The 24,877-nt window shown below is 65.1% G+C and carries 26 protein-coding genes and 1 pseudogene; 16 read left to right on the forward strand and 11 right to left on the reverse strand.

The window, feature by feature from the left end; genetic code table 11:
• The 3 genes from ET21_RS0112590 to ET21_RS27700 all read left to right on the forward strand — a co-directional run.
• Positions 1-578 (forward strand): hypothetical protein (locus ET21_RS0112590; RefSeq protein ID WP_237751560.1); only part of this gene is annotated, 578 nt, incomplete at its 5' end.
• 93 nt (positions 579-671) lie between these two features.
• Entirely contained in the window at positions 672-1,142 is a 471-nt protein-coding gene (locus ET21_RS0112595; protein ID WP_156029161.1) for a hypothetical protein, read from the forward strand.
• Positions 1,143-1,254: 112 nt separating this feature from the next.
• Positions 1,255-1,959: a hypothetical protein gene (locus ET21_RS27700; RefSeq protein ID WP_156029164.1), complete on the forward strand. Its 705-nt coding sequence runs from the start codon at positions 1,255-1,257 to the stop codon at positions 1,957-1,959.
• A 264-nt stretch (positions 1,960-2,223) separates the two neighbouring features.
• Here ET21_RS27700 and ET21_RS0112605 read toward each other — a convergent pair whose 3' ends face one another.
• Together ET21_RS0112605 and ET21_RS0112610 are read right to left on the reverse strand one after the other, a co-directional pair.
• Positions 2,224-3,330: an FAD-binding oxidoreductase gene (locus ET21_RS0112605; RefSeq protein ID WP_030539987.1), complete on the reverse strand. Its 1,107-nt coding sequence runs from the start codon at positions 3,328-3,330 to the stop codon at positions 2,224-2,226.
• Positions 3,327-4,292 carry an alpha/beta hydrolase gene (locus ET21_RS0112610; protein ID WP_030539988.1) on the reverse strand — a complete coding sequence of 322 codons (966 nt, stop codon included), beginning with the start codon at positions 4,290-4,292 and terminating at the stop codon, positions 3,327-3,329. The genes ET21_RS0112605 and ET21_RS0112610 overlap by 4 nt, the downstream gene beginning before the upstream one ends.
• Before the next feature lie 42 nt (positions 4,293-4,334).
• On the opposite strand from ET21_RS0112610, the gene ET21_RS0112615 reads away from it, so the two are divergent.
• From ET21_RS0112615 to ET21_RS0112645, 7 genes are read left to right on the forward strand one after another with little or no spacing between them, the layout of a single operon-like run.
• The gene (locus tag ET21_RS0112615) at positions 4,335-4,808 is read left to right on the forward strand and encodes a prepilin peptidase (RefSeq protein ID WP_021236921.1); all 474 of its coding nucleotides are present in this window, start codon (positions 4,335-4,337) and stop codon (positions 4,806-4,808) included.
• A gap of 50 nt (positions 4,809-4,858) precedes the next feature.
• Positions 4,859-5,863, forward strand: coding sequence for a Flp pilus assembly protein CpaB (gene cpaB / locus ET21_RS0112620; RefSeq protein ID WP_030539989.1), 1,005 nt, complete (start codon positions 4,859-4,861; stop codon positions 5,861-5,863).
• A 1-nt stretch (position 5,864) separates the two neighbouring features.
• The gene (locus ET21_RS0112625) at positions 5,865-7,406 is read left to right on the forward strand and encodes a type II and III secretion system protein family protein (protein ID WP_030539990.1); all 1,542 of its coding nucleotides are present in this window, start codon (positions 5,865-5,867) and stop codon (positions 7,404-7,406) included.
• A 17-nt stretch (positions 7,407-7,423) separates the two neighbouring features.
• Complete coding sequence (locus tag ET21_RS0112630; protein WP_223308053.1) at positions 7,424-8,086, forward strand: CpaD family pilus assembly protein; 663 nt, start codon at positions 7,424-7,426, stop codon at positions 8,084-8,086.
• 1 nt (position 8,087) lies between these two features.
• A complete protein-coding gene (locus ET21_RS0112635; protein WP_030539992.1) occupies positions 8,088-9,377 on the forward strand; it encodes a pilus assembly protein CpaE in 1,290 nt (429 codons plus the stop codon).
• Positions 9,378-9,407: 30 nt separating this feature from the next.
• Positions 9,408-10,406, forward strand: coding sequence for a type II secretion system F family protein (locus tag ET21_RS0112640; RefSeq protein WP_030539993.1), 999 nt, complete (start codon positions 9,408-9,410; stop codon positions 10,404-10,406).
• Positions 10,407-10,422: 16 nt separating this feature from the next.
• Entirely contained in the window at positions 10,423-11,415 is a 993-nt protein-coding gene (locus ET21_RS0112645) for a type II secretion system F family protein (protein WP_030539994.1), read from the forward strand.
• Between the two features lie 56 nt (positions 11,416-11,471).
• Here the strand turns inward: ET21_RS0112645 and ET21_RS0112650 are convergent, their stop codons facing one another.
• The 5 genes from ET21_RS0112650 to ET21_RS0112670 form a co-directional block, all read right to left on the reverse strand.
• The gene (locus ET21_RS0112650; protein ID WP_030539995.1) at positions 11,472-12,164 is read right to left on the reverse strand and encodes an aspartate/glutamate racemase family protein; all 693 of its coding nucleotides are present in this window, start codon (positions 12,162-12,164) and stop codon (positions 11,472-11,474) included.
• Positions 12,165-12,212: 48 nt separating this feature from the next.
• The gene (locus ET21_RS0112655) at positions 12,213-12,869 is read right to left on the reverse strand and encodes a hypothetical protein (protein ID WP_030539996.1); all 657 of its coding nucleotides are present in this window, start codon (positions 12,867-12,869) and stop codon (positions 12,213-12,215) included.
• Positions 12,866-13,135 carry a hypothetical protein gene (locus ET21_RS0112660; protein ID WP_030539997.1) on the reverse strand — a complete coding sequence of 90 codons (270 nt, stop codon included), beginning with the start codon at positions 13,133-13,135 and terminating at the stop codon, positions 12,866-12,868. The genes ET21_RS0112655 and ET21_RS0112660 overlap by 4 nt, the downstream gene beginning before the upstream one ends.
• A 74-nt stretch (positions 13,136-13,209) precedes the next feature.
• Positions 13,210-14,328 (reverse strand): Re/Si-specific NAD(P)(+) transhydrogenase subunit alpha, encoded by a 1,119-nt coding sequence (locus ET21_RS0112665; protein WP_021236718.1) that lies wholly within the window; start codon positions 14,326-14,328, stop codon positions 13,210-13,212.
• Between the two features lie 25 nt (positions 14,329-14,353).
• A complete protein-coding gene (locus ET21_RS0112670) occupies positions 14,354-14,479 on the reverse strand; it encodes an aa3-type cytochrome c oxidase subunit IV (RefSeq protein ID WP_030539998.1) in 126 nt (41 codons plus the stop codon).
• 149 nt (positions 14,480-14,628) lie between these two features.
• Here ET21_RS0112670 and ET21_RS0112675 point away from each other — a divergent pair, with 149 nt between their 5' ends.
• Both ET21_RS0112675 and ET21_RS0112680 read left to right on the forward strand, forming a co-directional pair.
• Positions 14,629-16,077, forward strand: coding sequence for a sigma-54 dependent transcriptional regulator (locus ET21_RS0112675; RefSeq protein ID WP_021236720.1), 1,449 nt, complete (start codon positions 14,629-14,631; stop codon positions 16,075-16,077).
• 88 nt (positions 16,078-16,165) lie between these two features.
• Complete coding sequence (locus ET21_RS0112680; RefSeq protein WP_021236721.1) at positions 16,166-16,801, forward strand: hypothetical protein; 636 nt, start codon at positions 16,166-16,168, stop codon at positions 16,799-16,801.
• 120 nt (positions 16,802-16,921) lie between these two features.
• On the opposite strand, the gene folP is transcribed toward ET21_RS0112680, so the two are convergent.
• Both folP and ET21_RS0112690 read right to left on the reverse strand, forming a co-directional pair.
• Complete coding sequence (gene folP / locus ET21_RS0112685) at positions 16,922-18,046, reverse strand: dihydropteroate synthase (protein ID WP_030539999.1); 1,125 nt, start codon at positions 18,044-18,046, stop codon at positions 16,922-16,924.
• A 43-nt stretch (positions 18,047-18,089) separates the two neighbouring features.
• A complete protein-coding gene (locus ET21_RS0112690; protein WP_030540000.1) occupies positions 18,090-19,214 on the reverse strand; it encodes a site-specific DNA-methyltransferase in 1,125 nt (374 codons plus the stop codon).
• Between the two features lie 287 nt (positions 19,215-19,501).
• Between ET21_RS0112690 and ET21_RS0112695 the strand changes: the two genes are divergently transcribed.
• Positions 19,502-19,846, forward strand: coding sequence for a helix-turn-helix transcriptional regulator (locus tag ET21_RS0112695; RefSeq protein ID WP_030540001.1), 345 nt, complete (start codon positions 19,502-19,504; stop codon positions 19,844-19,846).
• Here the strand turns inward: ET21_RS0112695 and ET21_RS0112700 are convergent.
• Positions 19,843-20,316, reverse strand: a complete 474-nt coding sequence (locus ET21_RS0112700; RefSeq protein ID WP_030540002.1) for a hypothetical protein — start codon at positions 20,314-20,316, stop codon at positions 19,843-19,845. The genes ET21_RS0112695 and ET21_RS0112700 overlap by 4 nt on opposite strands.
• A gap of 107 nt (positions 20,317-20,423) precedes the next feature.
• Between ET21_RS0112700 and betI the strand changes: the two genes are divergently transcribed.
• The 3 genes from betI (at position 20,424) to ahpF (ending at position 23,610) form a co-directional block, all read left to right on the forward strand.
• Complete coding sequence (gene betI / locus ET21_RS0112705) at positions 20,424-21,071, forward strand: transcriptional regulator BetI (protein WP_030540003.1); 648 nt, start codon at positions 20,424-20,426, stop codon at positions 21,069-21,071.
• A 118-nt stretch (positions 21,072-21,189) separates the two neighbouring features.
• The gene (gene ahpC, locus ET21_RS0112710) at positions 21,190-21,753 is read left to right on the forward strand and encodes an alkyl hydroperoxide reductase subunit C (RefSeq protein WP_021238392.1); all 564 of its coding nucleotides are present in this window, start codon (positions 21,190-21,192) and stop codon (positions 21,751-21,753) included.
• Positions 21,754-22,026: 273 nt separating this feature from the next.
• Complete coding sequence (gene ahpF, locus ET21_RS0112715) at positions 22,027-23,610, forward strand: alkyl hydroperoxide reductase subunit F (protein WP_030540004.1); 1,584 nt, start codon at positions 22,027-22,029, stop codon at positions 23,608-23,610.
• A gap of 504 nt (positions 23,611-24,114) precedes the next feature.
• Here ahpF and ET21_RS28505 read toward each other — a convergent pair.
• Positions 24,115-24,663: pseudogene (locus ET21_RS28505) on the reverse strand (L,D-transpeptidase family protein); the annotation flags it as partial.
• Positions 24,664-24,877: the final 214 nt, after the last annotated feature.

Below are 24,877 nucleotides of genomic sequence, written 5' to 3' on the forward strand. Positions count from 1 at the left end.
CGCTGCCCGCTTCAAGGCACAACCATCGCGGTAACAATCGGGCGGTTACGATAGGGGCTGCAGGACGCATTTTGATCGGCGTACTTCTTGCTGTGGCAATCCTAATCCTTATGACAATGTGTTCTGTTGGAACCAAACAACCCTTGACGCCCGAGAATGAGCAGGATGCATACAAGCGTTTCTCTAGCATCGTCTTCGAATTTGCTTCGGCCTATCCCAACGCATCAAACGAAATCAAGAAAACCGATATGAGGTTTGCCCGAGGCCAAGCCCTATGTAGGATTCAAAGCAAGTTCTTCATCACCCCCGCGACCATCCGGTCAATCCATACGAACAAAGAGGGCACTGCCAAAATCATCTTCCGATCGGCAGATGGAATCGGACTCGAAACTGGGTTCGATGCTTCGCGCGGTTCGCGTCTTCACGAACTGCTACGCCGTCATAATGAGGGTGATGCCGTCGCTATCAGGTTCAGCTTCCGGCCCGACCGCAAGGATTGCTTCTATAGCACCCGCTGGCTCGAGAAGACGAATATGGTTGATCCTAGCTTTTATGTCGAGCTCGATGGGATCAGCTAGACATAGTTTCGATCAGGCTGAGATATTGTGAGCCAAGCTGACGAACTTACGGACGCAGACATCCGGGTCCTCCAGTCGATAACGGACTTTCAGATGGCGATTAGCGCCGTGACTTTCCTGTGCGAGCTTGAACCAGATCAGCGAATTTCCCGCGTCGAGCGTCGCCGCTATCGCTGCTTCGAGGATACGGCCATTGTGTCATACTGTCGACCATTTACGCAGTCCAAGGGGCTGCCGACACTGAGCCTCAAGAAGCTGGGCGTGAAACCGACCACAGAACAACAGGTCCTCCATGACCGATTGTGGGAACGACGCAATAAGGTGGTCGCTCACACAGATATCGACCGAATGCGTCTTGCCATGTCGTCATTCCAGCCTTTCGACGACCATCCCGTCATGCTGCCGATGATGGACTTCGATGATGGCCTCGCCTTCTTCAACGAGCGTCATGAATGGGAGGAATGGGTGCAATTGCTCATCCATAGGGCCACGAAAAGCGTCTTCGATCGGGTTCAGGGCAGATTGCCAATCCGATTTAGGCGTGACCACGCCGACGACCGCTGAACTAAGGTCACTGGCGCTCCGGTAGGCCCTTGAACTTCGAAACCCTAATGACGATCGTCACATCATTGACGGTCGCAAGCATGCGTGCGTGCATCGCGCGAAGGAGAACGTCGTGAGTACCATCAAAACAGCTCTGCATGACGCACAGGAGGCGGTTGCTGACATCGCTGATCAGGTGTCACCAGAGGAAATGGAACAGGCGGCTTCTGAGGCGCGGCGGAGTAGATCAGCCATTTTTGCTGGATATGACGACTTGCGGTCGGTCCGCATGGCAATACAACATCGTGTCCTTCGGGCTGTGCTCATGAAACTCCACGGGGTTCAGCCGGTTGGCGAGGACGCCTTCAACGCACGACTGAAGCATATTCTTGATCTGGAACTTGTTACGGATCGGCGGCCAAACGGTAGGGGATGGAGAACCTACGGCTTGGTTGACGTGTTCGAAATAGCGCTCTGTCTCCAACTCCAGCGGTCATTCATCCCACCAGCCACCGCAGTGCGGTTCATCGTAGAAAACCGCGCATATTTGGATAAATTCTGGTCCGAAGGAGCGAAAGGATCGGCTCCTCGACTATATGTTGAGGTTGATGCATTTGCGGCAATCGGCGCTACCGGGCGCGATAATGGTCGGGGGTCTCGGGGCAATGAGGTCGGCACCATCAGCATGAGCCGACTAGGACATCTAGACGCAGATGCCATTCCGCCTTCGTCCCTCATAATTGACTTAAACGATCTACAGAGGCGAGTGCAAGATCAACTGGTGCGAGTGGGCGTCAGAGACGTTCTTTCCCGGGCAAGAGAAAGTGGATGTTTGTGAACGCAATGCCTCGAAGAGGAGGGGCAAACGCCAAACACTTGTGACAGACAAGATACACGTATTTTGCCTAAAGGATTTATGGACATCTTTTGGGTGCCGCCCACCCCCATATGGACAACTTATGGGTGATGAAACATCAAATTATGGTTGTGCCTGATGCTTGTAAGCATTGGAAAAATTAGGTAACCTATGGACAACTTATGGAAGGGAACGCACTAGGGTTTGTTCTCGTCCAATAATCAATGGAACGGCGGCGCGAAGCCGCTACCTCCGAAACCGCGCCGGATCGTAAGGCGCCGGGTCCAGCGCCGCGATCGAGGAAGGCGGAGAATCCCCCGTCAGCAGGCTGGCCGCCAGCAAAGCCGCCGCAGGCGCGGTCTGGATGCCGAAGCCGCCCTGCCCCGCGAACCAGAAAAAGTCCGGCTGACCGGGATCGAAGCCATAGACCGGCGCGCGATCGGGCGCGAAGCTGCGCAGGCCAGCCCATTTGCGCTCGACCGCGGCGATGGGCCAGTCCACCACTTGCTGGAACCGGGCGATCGCCTGCGCCACCGCCATCTCCTCCGGCGCGGCGTCGCATGGGGGCGATGGCTCCTCGTCATGCGGGGTCAGCCAGATGCGGTCCTGCCCCTCCGGCTTGAAGTAGAATTGCGATCCCAGGTCCATGACCAGCGGAAGGTCCGGCGACGGCAGCGACGGCACGCGCAACTGCACCACAGTGCGGCGCAGCGGCGTGATGCCGACCGGCGCGAGGCCGCAAAGCCGCGCGGCATGATCCGCCCAGGCCCCCGCCGCATTGACCAGCAGGCCGCATTCGACCGCGCCCCGCGCTGTGACGATCCGCCATCCGCCGCCATCGCTCGCGGCGCTCAGAAGCCCCGCGCCCATCCGCAGCTCACCGCCCGACTGCCGGAAACGGCGCAGATAGGCCTGGTGCAGCGCCGTCACGTCGATGTCGCACACATCGGGTTCCAGCAGGCCGACCGTCCATTCGGGCCGCAGTCCGGGCACCAGCGCCGCCGGGTCCACCGGGCGCAAGTCCACCCTGCCCGCAAAATCGGCCATCAGCCGGTCGCGCGCGGCTGCCTCGCCAGCGCGCCCGACATAGAGCGTCCGGCGCGGCGACAGGAACGGCGCGGGGGCGAAGTCCGGCGCGGGAAAGCGCAGCATCGGCCCCGACGCGGTGGTCAGCGGCTGCACGACCTTGCCGCCATAGGTTTCTTCCCAGAAGGCGACCGACCGCCCGGTGGCGTGATAGCCCGCGCTTTCCTCCTGCTCCAGGATCAGGACGGAGCCACGCCCCGCCAGCTCCGCGCCCAGGCTGGCCCCGGCGATGCCAGCGCCGATGACGACGAAATCGAAACGGCTCATGCAGGCGCGGCTTCGTCGAAAAATTCGTCGATCCGGCGCAGCGCGTCCAGCCGCACATGGTCGCGCTCGCGCAATATCTCATGCGCGGCGTCGCGCCCATAGACATGCAGCCGCGCGCCCGGAATGCGCCGCGCCACCCGCCGGATCGCGGGGGTGGACACCAGCCGGTCATGCCGCGCCGCCAATATCAGCAAGGGCACGGCGATCCGCTCCAGCCCGTCGCCGCGCTCCAGCGCCCGCGTCGATTCCAGCGCTTCGGCCACCCACCGCCAGCTTGGCGGGCCCAGCGCTATGTCCCGGCTATGTTCGCGCCACCATAGTTCGTCGGCATAGCGGTCCGGGTCGTGGGTCAGCCGCTTCTGCCGCGCCGCGCGCTGCCAGCCGGATTCTTCCTTCTGCGTCCATGCCTGCCGCGACGCATGGCCCATCGCGCACATGCCCCTGGCGATCAGCCGCGCCAGTCCCATGGGCAGCAGGCCCGCATGCACCCCCATCATCGGCGCGACCGCCGCCGCCGCATCGGGCGGCGGCATTCCTTCGGCCAGCGCGCGCAGCAGCAGATGGCCGCCCATGCTGTGGGCGACGATGACGGCAGGACCTTCGCCCTCGCCGCGCCATTCCGCCGCGAAGGCTTCCAGATCGGCGATCCATTGGCCGAAATTCTCGATATGGCCGCAGAGCGGATCATCGGTCAGCCGCCCCGATCCCCCCTGCCCCCGCCAGTCGAAGGCCGTGACCGCCCACCCCCGTTCGGACCAATGGTGGATCACTTCGAGATATTTCTCGATCATGTCGCCGCGCCCGCCAAGCACCAGCATGCGGCCGCGCGCGCCATCCCCCAGCCGGTAGCGGCGCAGCGGCCATCCGCCGGGCGCGGTCCAATAGTCCAGCCGCCCGTTCATCGGCCAGGCGCGGCGGTCAAAGGCCGGGGGAGCGAACACAGGCGAATCCATTGGGCGCATGGTTACGGTTTGGTAAGCCATGCGGTCTAGAGGGTTAGAGTCATGACGGGGGAATATTTCAGGCTGGCGCTGCTGTGCGCCCTGGGGCTGCTGCTGGTCGGCGCGTCCGTGACGGATCTGCGCTCGCGCATCATCTCCAACCGGCTGAACCTTTCCATCGCGGCCATGGCGCCGCTGTGGTGGCTGGCGAATGGCCTGCCGCTCTGGCCCGGCATGGCGGCGCAGCTTGCCCTGGCGGTCGCCGTCTTCGCCATTTTCGCGGCGCTGTTCGCCTTGGGCTGCATGGGCGGCGGCGACGTCAAGATGCTGGGCGCGCTGGCGCTCTGGTTCCCGTGGCAGGCGCTGCTGTCGATGCTGATGGTGATGGCGGTGCTGGGCGGCGTGGTGACGATCGTGACGGTCGTCCACCATCGCATGACCCGGCGGCTCGGCCAGCCCCAAATACCTTATGGCGTCGCAATATCCGTGGCTGCTCTGTGGCTGATTGGCGAACGATATCTTAACCAATTTGCGTAATCATGAAGGCTCAGGTGCAACTCGCCTGATTGAGGGAGACGAATTTCATCATGGACGCCAAGAAAATCGTTCTGCTTGCCGGAGCGCTTATCATAGCGGTCACGACGGCCCTTCTAGCGCGCAACATGCTGAGTTCGTCGGGCGCGCCCCAGGCGGGTGCATCGGCCATGCCCGTGGAAGCCAATCAGCCCCATGTGCTGGTCGCCACCAAGGCGCTGCCGGTGGGCACCATCCTGAACGCGGAAAGCTTCCGCTTCCAGCCCTGGCCCAAGGATCTGGTCGAACAGGCCTATTATATACAGGGGCAGGCCGATCCGGCCAAGCTGATCGGCAGCGTGATCCGCACCGCCATTTCCGCTGGCCAGCCGATGACGGTGGGTTCGGTGATCAAGCCGGGTGAGCGCGGCTTCCTGGCGGCGGCTCTGGGGCCGGGCATGCGCGCCGTGACGGTGCCTGTGTCGGCGCAGAATTCCGTCGCCGGCTTCGTCTTTCCCGGCGACCGCATCGACCTGGTCCTGACGCAGAGCGTCAGCGGCGGGGGCGACGGCGATCCGCTCAAGGTATCCGAAACCATCCTGCGCAACCTGCGCGTGCTCGCCACCGACCAGCGCATGGACGCGATGGGCGAAGACGGCAAGCCGGTGGTCCAGACCTATTCCAACGTCACGCTGGAAGTGACGCCCAAGATTGCCGAGAAGATCGCCGTGGCGCAGACCATCGGGTCGCTGTCGCTGTCGCTGCGGTCGCTGGCGGACAATCCGTCCGACCTGGACGCCGCGATCGCCGGGGCCGATGTGGACCTGTCCAACGCCGCCAATCCGCAGGCGGAAAAGAAGATCATGGCAAAGCTGGCCGCGCGTCCGATCGACCGTGGCACCACCTATTCCACGGGCGCCGACGTGTCCCGCTACCAGCGCAGCAGCGTGCCCGCCAAGACGGCGGACGGCTCCGTTCCCGCCGTGCCCACGGGGGGCGCACCGGCGGGCGCGAGCGGCCCGGTCATCCGCATCGCTCGCGGCACCAATGTGACCGAAGTTCCGGTCGGGGGGAAGTAAGATGAAGCGTTTCCACCTTCACGCGGGCAAGACGGCGATCAAGCCGCTGATCGGCCCCGCGATCGCGCTGGGCCTGGCGGCCGCCATGGCCGCGACGCCTACCGCCGCGCTCAACGCGGCCCCCGCTTCGATGCAGGACAATGCGATCCTGATGTCGGTGGGCGGCAGCCGGGTCGTGAACCTGTCCGCCAGGATGTCCGATGTGGTCATCGCCAACCCGGATGTCGTCGACGTCCATGTCCGCGCGCAGAACCAGCTCTACCTCATCGCCAAAAAGCCGGGCGAGACGACCGTGTTCGTCACCGCCACCAATGGCAAGGTGCTGTTTTCCGGCACGGTGCGGGTGGGCAACAACCTGACCAGCATCGATGACATGCTGAAACTCGCCATGCCCAATGCCGACATCGCGGTGAACAAGATGAACGGCATGGTCCTTCTGACCGGCACGATCGGCGCGCCCGAAGACGCGGCCGAAGCCGAGCGCCTGACCCAGGCCTTTGTCGGCAAGGACGTGACGGTCGTCAGCCGCCTGCGCACCGCCACCCCGCTACAGGTCAACCTGCAAGTGAAGATCGCCGAAGTCAGCCGCGACATCGGGCACAAGATCGGCACGAACTTCATGTCCGCCGACAATAGCGGCGGCAAGGTGCTGGGCAATATCGGCGGCGGCACGCGCGACTTCGCCGAATATACCCGGCCGACGATCGCGAATGGCGTCGTGACCCAGCCGGGCTTCTGGAACTTCACCAATGTGGCGGACGGCAGCTACAGCATCGGCGGCGTCGCCCGCCTGCTGGGCATGGACATTGCCGGAGCGCTCGACCTCGCCGAATCGGCGGGCCTCTCCACCACCCTGGCCCAGCCGAACCTGACCTCGCTTTCGGGCGAAACCGCCAGCTTCCTGGCCGGTGGCGAGTTCCCCTATACGGTCAGCAACGGCACGCAGGGCAACAGCTTGGAATGGAAGCAGTACGGCGTGCAGCTTGCCTTCACGCCTACGGTGCTGGCCGATGGCCGCATCTCGCTGCGTGTCCGTCCCACCGTGTCGACCCTCGACTTCTCGGTCGACCTCAACGTGCCTGCGCTCAAGACCCGCACGGCTGAAACCACGGTCGAACTGGGATCGGGCCAGGCCTTCATGATCGCTGGCCTGCTCAACAACGACACCGGCAATTCGATCAACAAGGTTCCGGGCCTGGGCAATATTCCGATCCTGGGCAGCCTGTTCAAGTCGCGGTCTTTCCAGCGCAACGAAACCGAACTGGTGATTGTCGTCACGCCCTATCTGGTGAAGCCGATCAACGCGTCGGACGTGCGCCTGCCGACCGATGGCTTCCGCAACGCCAATCAGGGCCAGGGTCTGTTCCTGCAACAGGGCCATGACGGCGTCAGCGGCGCGCGCGACCCGATGCCCAGCCGTGGTCCGGGCGAACAGGTCCCGCCGCCCGGCCCGCAGGCATCCGCCCCCGCACCCGCCGCCACCGCGCGGAATGAAGGCAAGCGGCAGGCCAAGTCCAGCGCCGCTCCCGGCTTCAGCTTCTGATCCGAAGGACGAAAGACATGATCATGATGTCCCGCACCATCCCGGCGTCCCGGACGTTGCTCCGCCTTGGCGCCCTCGCGCTTCTGGCGCTGCCGCTCGCCGCCTGCGAACTCGACAATCGCGGCATGCAATCGGTGCACCAGCCGGTCGTCAGCTATACCAGCTTCACCTATGACGTGCAGGCCGCGCCTGACGGCGGCCTTACCACGGCGGAGGCGGTCCGCCTGCAAGACTGGTTCGCCTCCATCGGCCTTGGCTATGGCGACAAGGTCTCCTTGGTCACAGACGGCGCTTATTACAGCCCCTCGCTGCGCGAAGGCATTGCGGGCGTCCTCGCACGCCGCGGCATGCTGATCGGCGAGGACAGTTCCGCGACCGCCGGGCATGCGCCTGACGGCAGCGTCCGCCTGATCGTGCGCCGCGCCAGCGCCAGCGTTCCCGGCTGCCCCGACTGGTCGGACAAGGCCGAATCCACCACGCAGATGGGCACATCGGCCAATTTCGGCTGCGGCGTGAACGGCAATCTGGCGGCGATGATCGCCGACCCGGAAGATCTGGTCCGCGGCCAGAGCACCGACAGCGACCTGCGCACGGCGACGTCGAACCGCGCGATTTCCACCTATCGCGAAAAGACGCCGACAGGGTCTGGCGATCTTAAATCCCAATATGGAGGCAATTGAGATGAACGCGCCCTGGAAACCCGGAATGGCCGGCCAGCGTGATCCTTTCCACGCCTTCGTCTGCGACGATCACAGCCACGACCTGCTTTCGGCCATCGCCGCCGAAATGGGATGGGCCCCCGAAAAGGTGAACAAGGGCGGCATGCGCAATGCGGTGCAGAGCCTGTCCGTCAGCGCCAGCCCGCAAATCCTGTTCGTCGACATGTCGGAAAGCGGCGATCCGCTGAACGACATCAACAGCCTTGCCGAAGTGTGCGAACCCGGCACGGTCGTGATCGCCGCCGGGCAGGTCAATGATGTCCGCCTCTATCGCGACCTGCTCGCCAGCGGCATTCAGGACTATTTGTTGAAGCCTTTCGGCGCGGACCAGTTGCGCGATGCGCTGGCGCAGGCGCAGGCGGTGTTCTTCGCGCCGCGCGACGCAGCGCCTGAACATGCCCACATCACCACCGCCGTCATCGGCACGCGCGGGGGCGTCGGCGCATCCAGCATCGCCACATCGCTCGCCTGGCTGCTCAGCACCCGGCAGAAGCGGCCGACCGCGCTGCTCGATCTGGACGTTCATTTCGGCACCGCTGCGCTCGCCATGGACCTGGAGCCGGGCCGCGGCCTGACCGACGCGATCGAAAACCCCAGCCGCATCGACGGCCTGTTCATCGAACGCGCGATGGTGCGCGCAAGCGAGACGCTGGCGATCCTGTCGGCCGAAGCGCCGATCAACCAGCCGATGATGACCGACGGCGGCGCTTTCTACCAGTTGCTGGAAGAATTCCGCCTGGCGTTCGAATGCAGCGTCATCGATCTGCCGCGCAACATGCTGATCCAGCATCCGCACCTGATGGGCGACGTCAATGTGACGGTGGTCGTCACCGAACTGACGCTGGCGGCGGCGCGCGATTCCATTCGCATCCTGTCCTGGCTCAAGAGCAACGCGCCGCAGTCGCGCGTGCTGGTCGTCGCCAACCGGGTCCATCCCGGCGTGCCGGAAATCAGCCGCAAGGACTTCGAAGCCTCGATCGAACGCAAGGTCGACATCCTCGTCCCATTTGACCTGCGCATCGCAGCACAGTCGGCCAAGCTCGGCAAGACGCTGGCCGAAACCGCCAAGGGCAACAAGGTCGGCGCGGCCTGCATCGCCCTGCTCGACGCCGTGATCGGCGCTGCGGAGGAAAATGAAGGCGAAGGCGCGCCGAAGAAGAAGAAAGGCGATTCCCTGCTCGGCAAGATCGCGGACCTCAAGTCGCGCATCCCCGCCCGCCGCAAGGACAAGGCAGCAGCAGCGCAGAACTAAGCGCACATCCATCACGGAACGGGCGATCATATGGACGGCAATTTCATCCTGCTCCTGATACTGCTGATGACCCTTTTCGGGATGGCCGCCATGGCCATTTCGGGTCCTTCGGTGTCGAAGGCGAGCAGGCGGCGCGTGGGCCTGATCCGCGCCCGCCACAGCGGCTCGCACGACGCGATTCTGGAAGCGCGCATGCGCAAGGCGATCTCCAATCGCCAGACCGGCACCGAATTGAAGATGCTGACGTCGCTGGTGCCCAACCCGGAAAACCTGACCAAGCGTCTGAAGGCGACGGGCAAGAAGTGGACGCTCAACAACTATATGCTGACCTGCGCCGGACTGGCCCTGACGCTGTGCGCCATCATGTTCATCCGGGAATATCCGCCGCTGCTGGCGGTCATGATCAGCCTGGCGGTGGGCCTTGGCCTGCCGCATATGTGGGTCGGCCGCCTGATCGCCAAGCGGGTGCAGAAGTTCACGGCCAAGTTTCCCGACGCGCTTGAACTCATGACGCGCGGCCTGCGCTCCGGCCTGCCGGTCGCCGAAACGCTGAGCGTCGTCGCATCGGAAGTCCCCGGCCCCGTGGGCGAGGAATTCAAGCTGATCACCGAACGCATCAAGATCGGCAAGACGATGGATCAGGCGATGCAGGAAACCGCCGATCGCCTCGAAACGCCGGAATTCCAGTTTTTCGTCATCAGCCTGGCGATCCAGCGCGAAACCGGCGGCAACCTTGCCGAAACGCTGGCGAACCTTGCCACGGTGCTGCGCCAGCGGTCGCAGATGAAATTGAAAATCCGCGCCATGTCGTCGGAATCGAAGGCGTCGGCCTATATCATCGGCGTGCTGCCGTTCCTGGTCTTCGGCCTGATCTGCTACATCAACTACGACTATATGTCGCCCTTCTTCACGCCCGATCCGGCGGGTCTGTTCGGCCTTTCGCTGATGCAGCTGATCGGTGTCGGCGGCATGTGCTGGATGGCCATCGGCGCCTTCATCATGGCGCAGATGATCAGCTTCGAAATCTGATGGGAAGGAGATAGACATGGAATCCGCTCCTGTCCCCGGCGGCACGCTGTTCGGCATGACCGCCGCCGACTTCGGCACTTTGCTCGCCGCTCTGGCGACGCTGGCCACCCTGTTCGCCCTCTACGCCATCATGACGGCGCGCGATCCGATGGCCAAGCGCGTCAAGGCGCTCAACGAACGGCGCGAACAGCTAAAAGCGGGCATCACCGCCTCGACCGCGCGCCGCCGCGCGAAGCTGGTCAAGAAAAACCAGGCGACCGACCAGATGCGGTCCTTCCTGTCCAGCCTGAAGGTGCTTCAGGACGATCAGTTGAAGGAAGCGCAGATCCGCCTCGGCCAGGCCGGCATCCGCTCCAAGGACTGGGCCGTCGCGGTCATTTTCGGCCGCATGGTGCTGCCCATCGTCATCGGCGGCACGGCGGCGCTGCTGCTCTACGGCCTTGGCGCATTTCCCGACTGGGGCGGCGGCAAGCGGTTCATGGCCTTCGCCGTGGCGCTGCTGCTGTCCTACAAGGCGCCCGACCTTTTCATCGACAACAAGATCCAGAAGCGCTCCGCCGCGATCCGCAAGGGCATTCCCGACGCGCTCGACCTGCTGGTCATCTGCGCAGAAGCGGGCCTGACCGTGGACGCCGCGTTCAGCCGCGTCGCCCGCGAACTGGGCAAGGCCTATCCGGAGCTTGGCGACGAGTTCCAGCTTACCGCGATCGAGCTGTCCTTCCTTACCGAGCGGCGGATGGCGTTCGAAAATCTTGCGACTCGCGTGAAGCTCGACGCGATCAAGGGCGTGGTCACGACCATGATCCAGACGGAAAAATACGGCACGCCGCTGGCCTCGGCGCTCCGCGTGCTGTCGGCGGAATTCCGGCATGAGCGCATGATGCGCGCGGAAGAAAAAGCCGCCCGCCTCCCCGCGATCATGACCGTCCCGCTGATCCTCTTCATCCTGCCTACGCTGTTCGTCGTCATCCTGGGCCCGGCGGCCTGCTCGATCAGCAAGGCTTTCTAGGGAGAGTTGGGGCACGGATCAGCCTTGGCGCTTTGCCAAGGCCTCATCCGAACGCCCTACTCTCCCAATATGAAATCCGCCCCCGCGCGCGCATGGATGGCGGTGCCGTCATAGATGGGCAGCACATTGGCGCGCACGTCGACGATCATTTCCAGCTCGGTGCAGGCCAGGATCGCCGCCTGCACATCTTCCTTCGCGATATCGGTCAACTCCGATCGCATATAGCGTTCCGAATCGCGGCTCGCCTTGCCCAGCGTCAGTTCCTCATAGACGATGCGGTCGATCCGCTCCGCCAGTTCCAGATCGGGCGGCAGCAGCGATATGCCGTGGGCCACCAGCCGTTCGCGATAGAAATCCTCGGTCATGACGTTGCGCGTGCCGACCAGCGCCGCCTTCGTGATGCCGTCGGCCTGCATCTTGCGGCCCACCACATCGGCGATGTTGATGATGGGAATATCGACGCCGCGCTGCACATCGTCATAGACGCGATGCATGCTGTTGGCGCAGATCAGCAGCGCGGCGGCCCCGGCCTGCTCCAGACGCCGGGCGGACGCGGTCAGCACCTCGGCCGCATAGGCCCATTCCTCATCGGTCGTCGATCGGCCGATATCGGCGAAGTCCAGGCTTTCGATGATCAGCGGCGCGCTGTGCTGCCCGCCCTTGGCGCGATAGACTGCCTGATTGATGATCTGATAATAGCGCGCGGTGGATGTCCAGCTAAGACCACCGATCAGACCGAGTTTCTTCATCTATCGCCCTACCCCACAGCTAGTTCCGGGACCTTTTTCCCGCCCATCTCAAGGGTTAGGGAGGCCGCCGCGCCTCGGCAAGTCCCTTCCGGCGCGCACCGCGCGAAGGCGCGCCGCCAGCACCAGCCCGGCCGTGCCGCCTAGCCCGCCCCCCACGGCCAGCCCCGCATGCTGGAACAGAAAGCCAAGCGCCGCGATCGAACAGCCAGCAAGGCCGCCCGTCAGCGCGAGCAAGCGCGCCCGCTTCGCCTGATCCGTGGCCCCGCGCGGCATCATCGCGCATAGCGCCGTGATCGCGCCGCTGATCACCGTCACGGCGGCGCAGGGAGCGGCCCAGGGCAGCAGCCCGTCGCCCTCCTCCGGCAACAGCCCAAAGGCGTTGGGGTTGAGCAATGCGGCCAGCGCTGCGCACAGCATGGCGATGCCGGTCAGCCCCGCCAGCCCCAGCATCAGCCGGAACAGCACCTGCCCCGGCAGCCCCCGCCCCAGCATCAGCCCCAGCGCCCCGCCTGCCGCCAGCATGGCGGCGATCTGCGGCAGGTTGACGACATCCACGCTGTAGATGGCCGCCGCGCCCAGCATCACGGCTCCGGCAAGAGCGGCAAGCTGACGCCTGTGGCCCGGCCCGGCGCCCCATAGCGACAGGAGGAACAGGAGCGAGGAAAGCGCCCATGCCAGCGCCACCAGATCCACGCCGCCGCTCACCGCCGCCGGTCCTTTTCCATGCGGCGGAGCGCCATGACCGATCCGGTCAGGACCGCGCTGGCCAGCAGCACCGCCAGCAGGCCCAGATAGCGCGCGGCTATGCTGCCCGCCTCAGCAGCGGCGATGATCGATCCGGCAAGTCCGGCCGAACACAGGATCAGGACGATGCCAGCAAGGGCGAAGGCGTCCTTGCGCGGCGTGCGCATCGCCGCCAGCCCGCCCAGCAGGCAGGACAGGAGGAAGAGAATGACGAAGCCCATGTCCATCCGCCCCGCTCCCTGCCCGGCTGCGCCCGCCCCCTCCTCTCCGGCTGCGGAGAGGAGGGGGCGGAAGCGCGATATTACAGCAGCCGTTCGCTGACGACCTTGCCGCCCTGGGTGATGCGGATGGCGTTGCCGATCTCTTCGTCCAGCACCGGCGCGTTCTGGTCCTTGTTCCAGAAGGCCGAAAGGAAGTTGTAGAGATTGCGCGCGAACAGGGCGGACGCATCGGCCGCGAGGCGCGAAGGCACATTCTTGTGCCCGACGATCTTGACGCCGTGCCGCTCCACCACCTGGCCCGCCACCGCGCCCTCGACATTGCCGCCCTGCTCGACGGCGAGGTCGACGATGACGCTGCCCGGCTTCATCGACGCGATCTGCGCATCGGTGATCAGGCGCGGCGCGGGCTTGCCCGGAATCAGCGCGGTGGTGATGACGATGTCCTGCCGGGCGATGTGGCTGGACACCAGTTCGGCCTGCGCCTTCCTGTATTCCTCGGACATTTCGGTGGCATAGCCGCCCTTGCCCTCACCCTCGATCCCGGCGACGCTTTCCACGAAGATCGCCTTCGCGCCCAGGCTTTCGATCTGCTCCTTCGTCGCGGATCGCACATCGGTGGCCGACACCTGCGCGCCCAGCCGCTTGGCCGTGGCGATCGCCTGGAGCCCCGCGACGCCCACGCCCATGACGAAGGCGCGCGCGGGCGAGATGGTGCCCGCTGCCGTCATCATCATCGGGAAGGCGCGGCCATATTCATGGGCCGCGTCCAGCACCGCCTTGTACCCGGCAAGGTTCGACTGGGACGAAAGGATGTCCATCGACTGCGCGCGGGTGATGCGCGGCATGAATTCCATGGCCAGCGCTTCATATCCGGCCGCCGCATAGGCGTCCACGCGCGCGCGCTCGGCAAAGGGGTTGAGCCCGGCGACGATCCAGGCGCCCGGCTTCGCGCCTGCAATGCTGGCCGGATCGGGACCCTGCACGCCCAGGATGATGTCCGCGCCCGCGACGGTGGCGGCGCGATCGCCCAGCGCCGCGCCCATGGCGGCATAGTCCTGGTCCGCGATGTCGGCGGTCAGGCCCGCGCCCGCTTCGACCGCGACCTCCGCGCCCAGCGCCTTGAACTTCTTGACCGTTTCGGGCGTGCCCGCGACGCGGCGCTCGCCCTCTGCGAGTTCCTTGATGATGGCGATTTTCATTGTCATCCCCCTGTCGGCGCTGGCCTTAGCCGGAGATCAGCAGAACGACGATGGCGGCCACGATCACGCTGGCGATCGTCCCCCACTTCATCAACGCGACGAACCCCGAATAGGTCTGGTTCGCGCTGTCCATATTTCCTTCCGACGCCATGTCAGGTCCCCTTGTCAGCCGTTTCGAGCGCCCTCTTATCGCCAAGCCTGCCCCCTCTCAACCCGCAAAAGCCGGAAAAGATGTCGCGGTTAAGTCCGCCTTTACCCGCAGGCGGTACGCTTTGCCCTCAGTTCAAAAAGAGGGTCCCAATGGCACGCGACGGCGTACCCATGCTGATGCTGATCGATGACGAGCCCGCGCAGCGCAGGCTGGTGTCGGCCCTGGCCGCGCGCGCGGGGTGGCGCACGATCTTCGCCAATGACGGCGAAAGCGCCATCGCGATGCTGGGCACGCAGGACGGCATGCGGCTGGACGCCGTGCTGCTGGACCAATGGAGCCCGAATTACGAGCCCGCTGGCCTCATCCGCGAATTGCGCAGCCGCCGCCCGGCGCTGCCCATCCTGATCCTGACCGCGCACAACAGCGTCGCCGTCGCGGTCGAAGCCATGCGCGCGGGGGCGACGGACTATCTCTCCAAGCCGGTCGCGCCCGAACGGCTGCTCGCCGCGCTCAACGCCACCGTGTCGAGCGAGCATGGCAAGGGGGAGTTGCGCCCGCTCACCGAAAAGATTTCCGCGCCCCTCTCGTTCGAGGATGTGGTCGGGGCCGCGCCGCAATTCCGCGCCGCGCTCGCCATCGCGGCCAAGGCGGCGCGCGCTCGCGTGCCCGTGCTGATCGAAGGGGAAAGCGGCGTCGGCAAGGATGTGATCGCCCGCGCGATCCACGCCGCCTCCCCCCGGCACAAGCAGGCGATGATCACCGTCAATTGCGGCGCCATCCCCGCCAACCTGGTCGAATCGGACCTGTTCGGGCATGAGCGCGGCGCGTTCACCGGCGCGTTCGACCGCCATGTCGGCAAGTTCGTCAGCGCCGACACCGGCACCATCTTCCTTGATGAAGTCAGCGAAATGCCGCTCGACGCGCAGGTGAAGCTGCTGCGCGTGTTGCAGGATGGCGAGGTGCAGCCGATCGGCGCGCGCAGGCCCCTGCATGTCGACGTGCGCGTGATCGCCGCCACCAACAAGCGGCTGACCGATGAGATCGAGGCGGGCCGTTTCCGCGAGGACCTTTATTACCGCCTGAACGTGGTCCAGCTCACCGTACCGCCGCTGCGCGAACGGCTGGGCGACGTGCCCGCGCTCTGCCGCCATCTGCTCGCCCGCATCGCGACCCAGCCGGGCCTGCGCAGCCTTGGCCTGACCGACGATGCGCTTGCCCTGCTGATGCAGCATGACTGGCCGGGCAATGTGCGCCAGTTGCAGAACGCCCTCTTCCGCGCGGCCGTGCTGTGCGAAGGCGACGCGCTGACGCCGCAGGACTTTCCCCAGATCGCCAGCCAGATCCGCGCGCGCGCGCAGGGCGAAACGGCGCAGCCCCGCCTGCGCGCCATTCCGCAGAGCCATCGCGAGGCGGCCGGGATCACCCTGTTCGAAGGCGACGGCCATGTGCGGCAACTGGCGGAGATCGAAGCGGACGTCATCCGCCTCGCCATCGGCCATTATCGCGGGCGCATGACCGAAGTCGCCCGGCGGCTGGGCATCGGCCGTTCGACCCTGTACCGCAAGCTTACCGAACTGGGCATCGACAGCGCCGCCTGAACGCGCCAGCGCCCGCTCCGGTTCGCCTTATCGCGCCGCGCGTCGTTGCGGCGTTGAAATGTCGCAGCGGCTATGCTTTGGAAGCGACATGAAAAGCTTCCCCTTCGCCGCCTGCCTCCCTGTCTTGCTGCTCGCCGCCTGCGGCCGTGCCGAGCCGGTGGAGGACATGCCGAGTCAGGAGGAGCTGGCCGCCGCCGCCAATGCCGCCGCCGCCAAGGCGCTGGCCAGTGCGAAGGCGGACGATGCGGAAAGCCGCAACTATGTGAATGTCCAGCGCGGCTTTTCCGTGACCTTCCCGGAAGGATGGGAAAAGGACGCGGCCGCCAGCAACGCCAATGGCGCGGTGTTCCAGGACCCCGGCGCAGGCGCTGACGTGCGCGTCTTCTGGCAGGACAATCGGGACAACCAAACGCTGCAACAAATCGTCCAGAGCGTCAGCAGCGGGGCCGAAGGAGTCGATGGCGACTTCATCGGCGACAATGAATATCGCGGCACCGCCAATGACGGCGAAGGCAACAACGTCGCCATCCGGCTTGTGCGCCAGCCCGATGGCGGCATCGTCACCGCCACCTTCGTCTATCCCGAAATGCTGAGCGAACAATATCAGGCGATCGCCGAGCGCGTGCTCGACAGCCTGCGCGTCTTCGCCCCGGCCAGCCAGACGCAGGGCGGCGCGGCCCCGGCGGCAACCGGCAACAGCGCCGCAGCGCAGCCGGAGGGATAAGGGCTGCGGCCGAAAAGGCTGGAACCCCATTCCCCAACCGTTCAGGCTGAGCGAAGTCGAAGCCCTCGCCGTAGCGAAGGCGCCTCGCAGCCTTCGAGGCCAAGAGGAAACCGGCCAGACTTAAACCGCGCTCAACCCCGCATCCGCCAGCCCGCGCCAGAGGTGCAGCGCCTGCACGCTTTCCGGCACGTCATGCACCCGCACCATCTGCGCGCCCTGCTGCGCCGCCTGATAGGCCAGCGCGATCGATCCGCCCAGCCGCTGCGGCGCAGGCGCTTCGTTGGAGAGGGCGCCGATCAGCCTTTTCCGGCTCCCCGCGAACAGCACCGGCACGCCCAGCGCCTGAAACAGCGCCAGCCCATTCACCAGCGCAAGATTGTCGGCCAGCGACTTGCCGAAGCCAAGGCCGGGATCGACCATGATCCGGTCCCGCGCGATGCCCGCCTCCACGCACGCGGCGATCCGCGCCTCCAGCATGTCGAACACGTCCGCCACCACATCGGCATAGCCCGCCGGATTGTCGTGCGGATCGTCGCCCGCCGATGGCGCATGCATCAATATGACGGGGCAGTCCGCCTGCGCCGCCACGTCCATCGCGCGGGGATCATGCGCCAGCGCGCTGACATCGTTGATGACCTTCGCCCCCGCCGCCAGCGCGGCTTCCATCACCGCGGCCTTGCGCGTGTCGATGGAAACAGCCACGCCCGCCGCCGCCAGCCGCTCGATCACCGGGACGACGCGCGCAATCTCGTCGCCTTCCCACACCTTTGGCGCACGGGGGCGGGTCGATTCGCCCCCCACGTCGACCAGCGCCGCCCCCGCCGCCGCCATGGCAAAGCCCGCGTCCGCCGCCGCCTGCGGATCGCCCGCATGCTTGCCGCCATCGGAAAAGCTGTCCGGCGTGATGTTGAGGATGCCCATCACCTGCGGGGCGTCGAAGCGGATGGTCCGCTCGCCAAGGCCGAGCGGCGGCCGTGGCGCGGAGATGTTGGCCGCCTGCGCCCGCGCCCGGCGCGCCAGCGGATCGGGCAAGGCCGCCACCGCCTCCTCGAACCCGGCGGCCGGCACGATCTGCCGCGCCAGCCGGTCGCGCCCGCGCCGGACCGTCAGTTCATAGGCCTGGAACCAGATCAGCCCGTTGCCCATCCGCGCCGCCGACCCGTCCGGCAGGCCGATGGGCGAAGGCACGAACCAGGCGGGTTTCAGGTACAGCCGCGCATCGGCGGGAAGAGGTGGCAGGGACATTTTTACTCCCGTTCGCCCTGAACGAATCTATTCCCGCTCGCCCTCAAGGCTCATTGGCCAGCAGATAGGTCTGCCGCAACGCGTCGATCGGCTTCAACCCGCCCTCGCCCTCATAATGCCAGAAGGTCCAGCCGTTGCAGCTCGGCGCGCCTTGCAGCGTCGCGCCCAGCTTGTGGATCGATCCGCTTTCCGCGCCCGCATTCAGCGATCCGTCCGCGCGAACGGTCGCCTGCCAGCGGCGCTTGCTGTCCATCAGCACCGCGCCCGGCTGCAAATAGCCCGTCTCCACCAGCGTGCCGAAGGCGACCTTGGGCTGCGCCTTGGCGCTCTGCATGATGGTCAGCGCCGATTCGTCCAGCGGCAGCGCGGCCTCGATCCGCTCCAGCGCGACCTCGATATAGCTGTCCTCGCGCTCGATGCCGATCCACCTGCGCCCCAGCCGCTTGGCCACCGCGCCGGTCGTGCCGGTGCCGAAAAAGGGATCGAGCACCACGTCGCCCGGCCTGGTGCAGGCCAGCAGCACGCGATAGAGCAGCGCTTCGGGCTTCTGCGTCGGGTGCGCCTTCGTCCCGTTGCGCTTCAACCTCTCCTGCCCGCCGCAGATCGGCAGCACCCAGTCCGACCGCATCTGCAACTCGTCATTGAGCGTCTTCATCGCCTTGTAGTTGAAGGTGTAGCGGGCATCCTCGCCCTGGCTCGCCCAGATCAGCGTCTCATGCGCGTTGGTGAAGCGCGTACCCTTGAAATTGGGCATCGGGTTCGCCTTGCGCCAGATGATGTCGTTCAGAATCCAGAAGCCTTCATCCTGCAAGGCGGTGCCGACGCGGAAGATATTGTGATAGCTGCCGATCACCCAGATGGTGCCGTTGGGCTTCAAAATGCGGCGCGCCTGCGCCAGCCACGCCTTGGTGAAGCGGTCATAGCTGGTCAGCGTGTCGAACTTGTCCCAGTCATTGTCGACCGCGTCCACGCGCCCGCCTTCGGGCCGGAAAAGGTCGCCGCCCAGTTGCAGATTATAGGGCGGATCGGCGAAGATCATGTCGATGCACGCGTCGGGCAGCTTCGCCATTTCGGCGATGCAGTCGCCACGCAGCAGGCGATCCGCCTCGATTTCAACAGGCGCGACCGCCTTCTTGCGCCGCGTCGCGACGCGCTCCATCACACCCATTGCCGGACCCCCGTTCGTTACGCCGCCAGCGTTGAGTCCTCTGGAGTCCGCCGTCAAGATCAGCAGCTTAGCGTTCGCGGCTGACACGGCGTCGCCGCTGGACGGAACGAATGGAGTAGCCACGAGATGTTGAGTCCTTGGGTTCGGCCTGGACTCAATATAAGGTGGTGTGACTCAAAAGACTCACCCTTTGGCGATGCCCAACTTTTTTTGGTTAACGGCATGGCGAGGGCAAATTCGCCGCCTGATCTTGATCCATTCATAACAACATGGTTATGACTTTGGCGATGACGGATCAACTTTCCAGCGGCGACCGCAGCGCCGCCTGCGACGAACTTTTCAAGGCGCTGTCCGACGGCACCCGCCGGGCCCTGCTCGAATATCTGGTGAAGGAAGGCGAACAGAGCGTCCATGCCCTGACCGCCATCTCCGCCGTGTCGCAGCCCATGGTCTCGCGCCATCTGGGCAAGCTGAAACGCGCGCGGCTGGTGACGGCGCGCCGGGCGGGCCGCGAAACCTATTACAGCGCGCGGGTCAAGGGGCTGGCCCCGGTGGTGCAATGGATGGCGATCTATGGCGCGCTCTGGTCGCAGCGCTTCACCGCGCTGGAGAAACTGGCCGAGCCTGCCTAACGGCAATAGCCTTCCCTGCCCGGCACCAGGATCAGGCAGTCGCTCTTTCCCGCCAGATATTTGAAGCCGGTCTCCTCGCCCGATCCGGGCCGGATCGTCACATCCTTGCCATCGCGCGTGAAGCGGATCGCCGCGCCCTCGCGCACGCCTGCATAATCCGCCTGCCGGTCCAGCGTGTCGCGATTGGCGATCGCATAATGGCCCGGCTTGCCGTTGGGCGAAGGCTGGATGTCGAGGAACAGCCCTTCGGGGCCGGTCCAGCGCCCCACCCAATCGTCGGTCGGCAGCCTTTCCGGCGCATCCTCATTCCCGGCGCGCGGCGAATCGGGGTCATCGATCGCTTCCACCTCAGGCGCCTGCGCCACATTGTTCGCCGCCGCCTGATCGTCCACGGCCCCGGAGCAGCCGCCCAGCGCCGCCACGCCCAGCAGCATCGGCATCAGAAGGGCAGCGGCGGCATTGCGGTTCATGCATCTTTCCCCTTGCAATTCCTTCCTCAAACGGGTGAACGATGGGGTTTGATCCATGAATGCCGGGCATCCATGGCGGCAGGAAAAAAGACGTGGAGCAAAAAAGCATGAGGAGCCCCCGGACGGGGCAGACAAGGGCCCGGTTCGTCCGGGAGTCGGCCGACGTCAGGCGTCAGGCGCTGATCGAAGCGACAGCGCGCTGCCTTGCGGAAAAAGGAGTGGGCGCGATATCGGTGCGCGCCATCTGCGCCAGGGCCGGGGTCTCCGCTGGCCTGCTCACCCATTATTTCGACGGCGTGGAAGCGCTGATCCTCGCCACCTATCGCGATGTGGGCGAAAAGGTCGCGGCGGCCATGGAACAGGCGGTGGCGCAGGCCGGGCCTGATCCCCGCGCGCGCCTCTGGGCCTATCTGCGCGCCAATTTCCAGCCGCCGGTGCTCGACCCCAATCTGCTGGCGACGTGGATCTCCTTCTGGAGCCTGGTCAAGACCAACCCGGAAATCGCCGCCACCCATGCGGAAACCTATGGCGGCTCGCGCGAGCGGCTGGAAGTGCTGCTGCGGGAAGCCGCCCCTCAAATCCCCCGTCCCGCCGCACGGGTCGCCGCCATCGCCCTTACCGCGATGGTCGATGGGTTGTGGCTTGAACTCTGCCTCGATTCGTCCACCTTCACCACGGAAGAGGCGCTGGCGATGGTCAAGGAAGCGATGACCTATATCATCGAAAAGCCCAGAGACGGCGCTGTCGATCAATAACCCGCCCTCTGATCGCTTTTCTCAATATGACCGGGCGAGAAAACCAATTTCCCCCGGCGGCGCTCCTTCCCTACATAGGCCAGGCAACAGCAACCCCTCAGAAGGAACTGGAAAGCTCATGGCGCTTATCAACACCACCATCAAGCCGTTCAAGGCCACCGCGTACAAGGAAGGCAAGTTCGTCGATGTCACTGACGAGGATGTGAAGGGCAAGTGGGCGATCTTCTTCTTCTACCCCGCTGACTTCACCTTCGTCTGTCCGACCGAGCTGGAGGACCTTGCCGGCATCTACCCGACGCTCCAGTCGCTGAACGTGGAAGTCTATTCGGTGTCGACCGACACGCATTTCAGCCACAAGGCATGGCACGACACCTCGCCCGCGATCGGCAAGATCAACTATTACATGCTGGGCGACCAGTCGGGCCAGATCACCAACAATTTCGACGTGATGCGTCCGGGCGTCGGCCTGGCCGACCGCGCCACCTTCCTCGTCGATCCCGAAGGCGTGATCCAGTTCATGGAAATCACGTCGGAAGGCGTCGGCCGCAACGCGACCGAACTGCTGCGCAAGGTCAAGGCCGCGCAATATGTCGCCGCTCACCCCGGCGAAGTGTGCCCGGCCAAGTGGGAAGAGGGTGAAGAAACCCTGGCTCCCTCGCTCGACCTCGTCGGCAAGATCTAAGAGCTGACAGCATCCGCCGGGCCGGGTCGAGGACCCTCCCCGGTCCGGCGGGCGCCTATGACATGACGCACTCCATCATGGGTGCGTCATACCGGGCCTGACCCGGAATCCCGCTTCACTTCGGGCAATGCAGGCAAGTGAGCGGGACCCCGGATCAAGTCCGGGGTGACGGTAACGAGACGAGATAGAGACAAGCGCCGGAACCTTCGGGCCGCACCGGCGATCGGACAATCGCGTGCCCGCAAAGCGGCGCGCTCATGGAGCTTTGACACGATGTTGGACGCAAATCTCAAGGGCCAGCTCAAGGCCTATATGGCGAACATCACGCAGCCCATCGAGCTGGTGGCGTCGCTGGACGAAGGCGCGAAGTCGCGCGAACTGGAAGAATTGCTGACCGAAATCGCCGGGCTGTCGGACAAGGTTTCGCTGGTGCTGACGGGCAATGACCGCCGCAGGCCCAGCTTCATGATCCGCCGGGCTGGCACGGATATCGGCGTGACCTTCGCCGGCATTCCCATGGGGCATGAATTCACCTCGCTCGTCCTCGCCCTGCTCCAGGTCGGCGGCCACCCGTCGAAGGCGGCGCAGGACCTGATCAGCCAGATCAAGGATCTGGATGGCGATTTCAGCTTCGAAACCTATTTCTCCCTGTCATGCCAGAACTGCCCCGACGTGGTGCAGGCGCTGAACCTGATGAGCGTGCTCAATCCCCGGATCAAGCATGTCGCCATCGACGGCGCGCTGTTCAAGGATGAGGTGGACGAGCGCAAGGTGATGGCCGTGCCCACCGTCTTCCTGAATGGCGAGCCCTTCGCTTCGGGCCGGATGGAGCTGGAGCAGATCGTCGCGAAGATCGACAGCGGCGCTGCGGACCGCGCGGCGGAGAAGATCCGCAACCAGCACCCGTTCGAGGTGCTGATCGTCGGCGGCGGCCCCGCAGGGGCGGCGGCGGCGATCTATGCGGCGCGCAAGGGCATCCGCACCGGCGTGGCGGCGGAACGTTTCGGCGGGCAGGTGCTCGACACGATGGATATCGAGAATTTCATCTCGGTCCAGCATACCGAAGGCCCCAAATTCGCCGCCGCGCTCGAAGCGCATGTGAAGGATTATGACGTCGAGGTCATGAACCTGCAAAAGGCGGCGAAGCTGATCCCGGCCAGGAGCGAGGGCGGCTATCATGAGGTCGTGCTGGAAAATGGCGCGTCGCTCAAGGGCCGCACCGTGATCCTCTCCACCGGCGCGCGCTGGCGGCAGATGGGCGTGCCGGGCGAGGAGGAATATCGCAACAAGGGCGTTGCCTACTGCCCCCACTGCGACGGCCCCCTGTTCAAGGGCAAGCGCGTGGCGGTGATCGGCGGCGGCAACAGCGGCGTCGAAGCCGCGATCGACCTTGCCGGTATCGTCGCCCATGTGACGCTGATCGAATTCGACAGCCAGTTGCGGGCCGACGCCGTGTTGCAGCGCAAGCTCGCCAGCCTGCCCAATGTGCGCATCATCACGTCCGCGCTCACCACCAGGGTGGACGGGGACGGGACCAGGGTGACGGGCCTCAGCTACAAGGACCGCAACCAGGGCACCGAACATGATGTTGAACTGGAGGGCATCTTCGTGCAGATCGGACTCGTTCCGAACACGGAATGGCTTAAGGACACCGTTGCGCTTTCCCCGCGCGGCGAGATCGAGATTGACGCGCGCGGCGAAACCAGCCAGCCGGGCATATTCGCCGCGGGTGACTGCACCACCGTTCCCTACAAGCAGATCGTGATCGCTTGCGGGGGCGGCGCCACGGCCGCGCTGTCGGCGTTCGATTATCTGATCCGCCTGCCCGCTTCGGCGGAAACGGCGGAAGCAGCCTGACGAGACAACCCCGAGCGGGGGGTTGGGAAGCGGCCGGCCCCAAGCCCGGTGCCGGTCGCTTCTTTAGGCCGTGATCGCCCCATGCGGGACCATCCGCGATAAGGCTCCTTTCCGTCACCCTGGACCTGACAAAGGGTCCGGGGCGGCGATCCCTCAAACCTGATCATGCTCTGGCAGGTTACTGACTGAACAGCCCGATCACCGGCGCAGGCGCGGCCGGAACACGCTGGGATCGACCGACAGCGACGGGGCATCCTGCGCCGCGAGTTGAATGCGGCTCTCCTTCTCCTGTACCCGCGCGGGCCGGGCTACAGGCTCGGCCCGGCTCGGCTGCACCGGCATCTCCTTTGCGGCGGTTTGAACCGCGCTCCCGTCCATCGGCGCTTTTTTCGCCTCCTGCCGCACATCAGGCCGCGCGATGGGCGCAGGCGCGGCGGTCTCGCGCACGGCCATCTGCACCCCGGCCTGCTGCACCGGCGCGGGCACAGGCTTCGCATCCGGCGTAAAAGTCACGATCGCCGTCCCCGGATCGTTCAGGACCAGTTGGTCCAGCATCAGCGCGGGCCGCAACTCATCCGCATTCACCCGCACCAGCGTTCCCAATTGCGTCAGCGTAAACAGCTTGCGGGCAAAGGCGGTCGGCAGGCGGATGCAGCCATGGCTCGCCGGATAGCCCGGATTATGCCCGGCATGCAGCGCCACCCCGTCCCAGGTCAGCCGCTGCATGAAGGGCATGGGCGCATTGCTGTACAGGTTCGACCGGTGCCATTCCCGCTTCTGTAGGATGGGAAACTCGCCCGTCGGCGTGCGATGGCTGCGCGTCCCGGTCGATACGCTGGCCATGCCGATCAGGCGGTCGCCGCTATAGACATGGACCATCTGCTGCCGCAGGCTGATGATCAGGTAGAGCGGGCCTTCGAACGGCCCCTCCTCCAGCCAGCGATAGGCGCCAGCCTCCAACTGTCCGGCATCCGCGGGCTGCGCGATCGCGCCTCCCGCGCCGGGAAGAATCGTCAGGGCGGCTATGGCGAACAGGGACGGCAGGCAGCGCATAAATTTATTCTTAACCATAAGTAAGCGCCGCGCCAGCCCCGGCAGGCGCATCGCGCGCGCTATCCCATCATGGGACAGGCAATATTTTCCTGTCCTACAGCCCGCCGGTCATGATAGCGCCCAGGCGGCTCTTTCAACCGTCGATCCCTCCTGTAGGAAAATACACGAAAAACCACGCTTTTCCGCGCGCCTGTCGTGTCACCTATGTCACCCA

The sequence above is a fragment of the Sphingobium sp. DC-2 genome (genome assembly GCF_000722555.1).
GTDB classification, from domain to species: domain Bacteria; phylum Pseudomonadota; class Alphaproteobacteria; order Sphingomonadales; family Sphingomonadaceae; genus Sphingobium; species Sphingobium quisquiliarum.

Bases quoted from the DNA above. Each gene is read 5' to 3' on its own strand.
- folP (WP_030539999.1), bottom strand. From the start codon at position 18,046: ATGTCCCTGCCACCTCTTCCCGCCGATGCGCGGCTGTACCTGAAACCC.
- ET21_RS0112665 (WP_021236718.1), bottom strand. From the start codon at position 14,328: ATGAAAATCGCCATCATCAAGGAACTCGCAGAGGGCGAGCGCCGCGTC.
- ET21_RS0112630 (WP_223308053.1), top strand. From the start codon at position 7,424: ATGATCATGATGTCCCGCACCATCCCGGCGTCCCGGACGTTGCTCCGC.
- ET21_RS0112605 (WP_030539987.1), bottom strand. From the start codon at position 3,330: ATGAGCCGTTTCGATTTCGTCGTCATCGGCGCTGGCATCGCCGGGGCC.
- ahpC (WP_021238392.1), top strand. From the start codon at position 21,190: ATGGCGCTTATCAACACCACCATCAAGCCGTTCAAGGCCACCGCGTAC.
- ET21_RS0112625 (WP_030539990.1), top strand. From the start codon at position 5,865: ATGAAGCGTTTCCACCTTCACGCGGGCAAGACGGCGATCAAGCCGCTG.
- ET21_RS0112690 (WP_030540000.1), bottom strand. From the start codon at position 19,214: ATGGGTGTGATGGAGCGCGTCGCGACGCGGCGCAAGAAGGCGGTCGCG.
- ET21_RS0112680 (WP_021236721.1), top strand. From the start codon at position 16,166: ATGAAAAGCTTCCCCTTCGCCGCCTGCCTCCCTGTCTTGCTGCTCGCC.
- ET21_RS0112700 (WP_030540002.1), bottom strand. From the start codon at position 20,316: ATGAACCGCAATGCCGCCGCTGCCCTTCTGATGCCGATGCTGCTGGGC.
- ET21_RS0112675 (WP_021236720.1), top strand. From the start codon at position 14,629: ATGGCACGCGACGGCGTACCCATGCTGATGCTGATCGATGACGAGCCC.
- betI (WP_030540003.1), top strand. From the start codon at position 20,424: ATGAGGAGCCCCCGGACGGGGCAGACAAGGGCCCGGTTCGTCCGGGAG.
- ET21_RS0112645 (WP_030539994.1), top strand. From the start codon at position 10,423: ATGGAATCCGCTCCTGTCCCCGGCGGCACGCTGTTCGGCATGACCGCC.
- ET21_RS0112640 (WP_030539993.1), top strand. From the start codon at position 9,408: ATGGACGGCAATTTCATCCTGCTCCTGATACTGCTGATGACCCTTTTC.
- ET21_RS0112615 (WP_021236921.1), top strand. From the start codon at position 4,335: ATGACGGGGGAATATTTCAGGCTGGCGCTGCTGTGCGCCCTGGGGCTG.
- ET21_RS0112610 (WP_030539988.1), bottom strand. From the start codon at position 4,292: ATGCGCCCAATGGATTCGCCTGTGTTCGCTCCCCCGGCCTTTGACCGC.
- ET21_RS0112695 (WP_030540001.1), top strand. From the start codon at position 19,502: ATGACGGATCAACTTTCCAGCGGCGACCGCAGCGCCGCCTGCGACGAA.
- cpaB (WP_030539989.1), top strand. From the start codon at position 4,859: ATGGACGCCAAGAAAATCGTTCTGCTTGCCGGAGCGCTTATCATAGCG.
- ahpF (WP_030540004.1), top strand. From the start codon at position 22,027: ATGTTGGACGCAAATCTCAAGGGCCAGCTCAAGGCCTATATGGCGAAC.
- ET21_RS0112595 (WP_156029161.1), top strand. From the start codon at position 672: ATGGCGATTAGCGCCGTGACTTTCCTGTGCGAGCTTGAACCAGATCAG.
- ET21_RS0112660 (WP_030539997.1), bottom strand. From the start codon at position 13,135: ATGGACATGGGCTTCGTCATTCTCTTCCTCCTGTCCTGCCTGCTGGGC.
- ET21_RS0112650 (WP_030539995.1), bottom strand. From the start codon at position 12,164: ATGAAGAAACTCGGTCTGATCGGTGGTCTTAGCTGGACATCCACCGCG.
- ET21_RS0112670 (WP_030539998.1), bottom strand. From the start codon at position 14,479: ATGGCGTCGGAAGGAAATATGGACAGCGCGAACCAGACCTATTCGGGG.
- ET21_RS0112635 (WP_030539992.1), top strand. From the start codon at position 8,088: ATGAACGCGCCCTGGAAACCCGGAATGGCCGGCCAGCGTGATCCTTTC.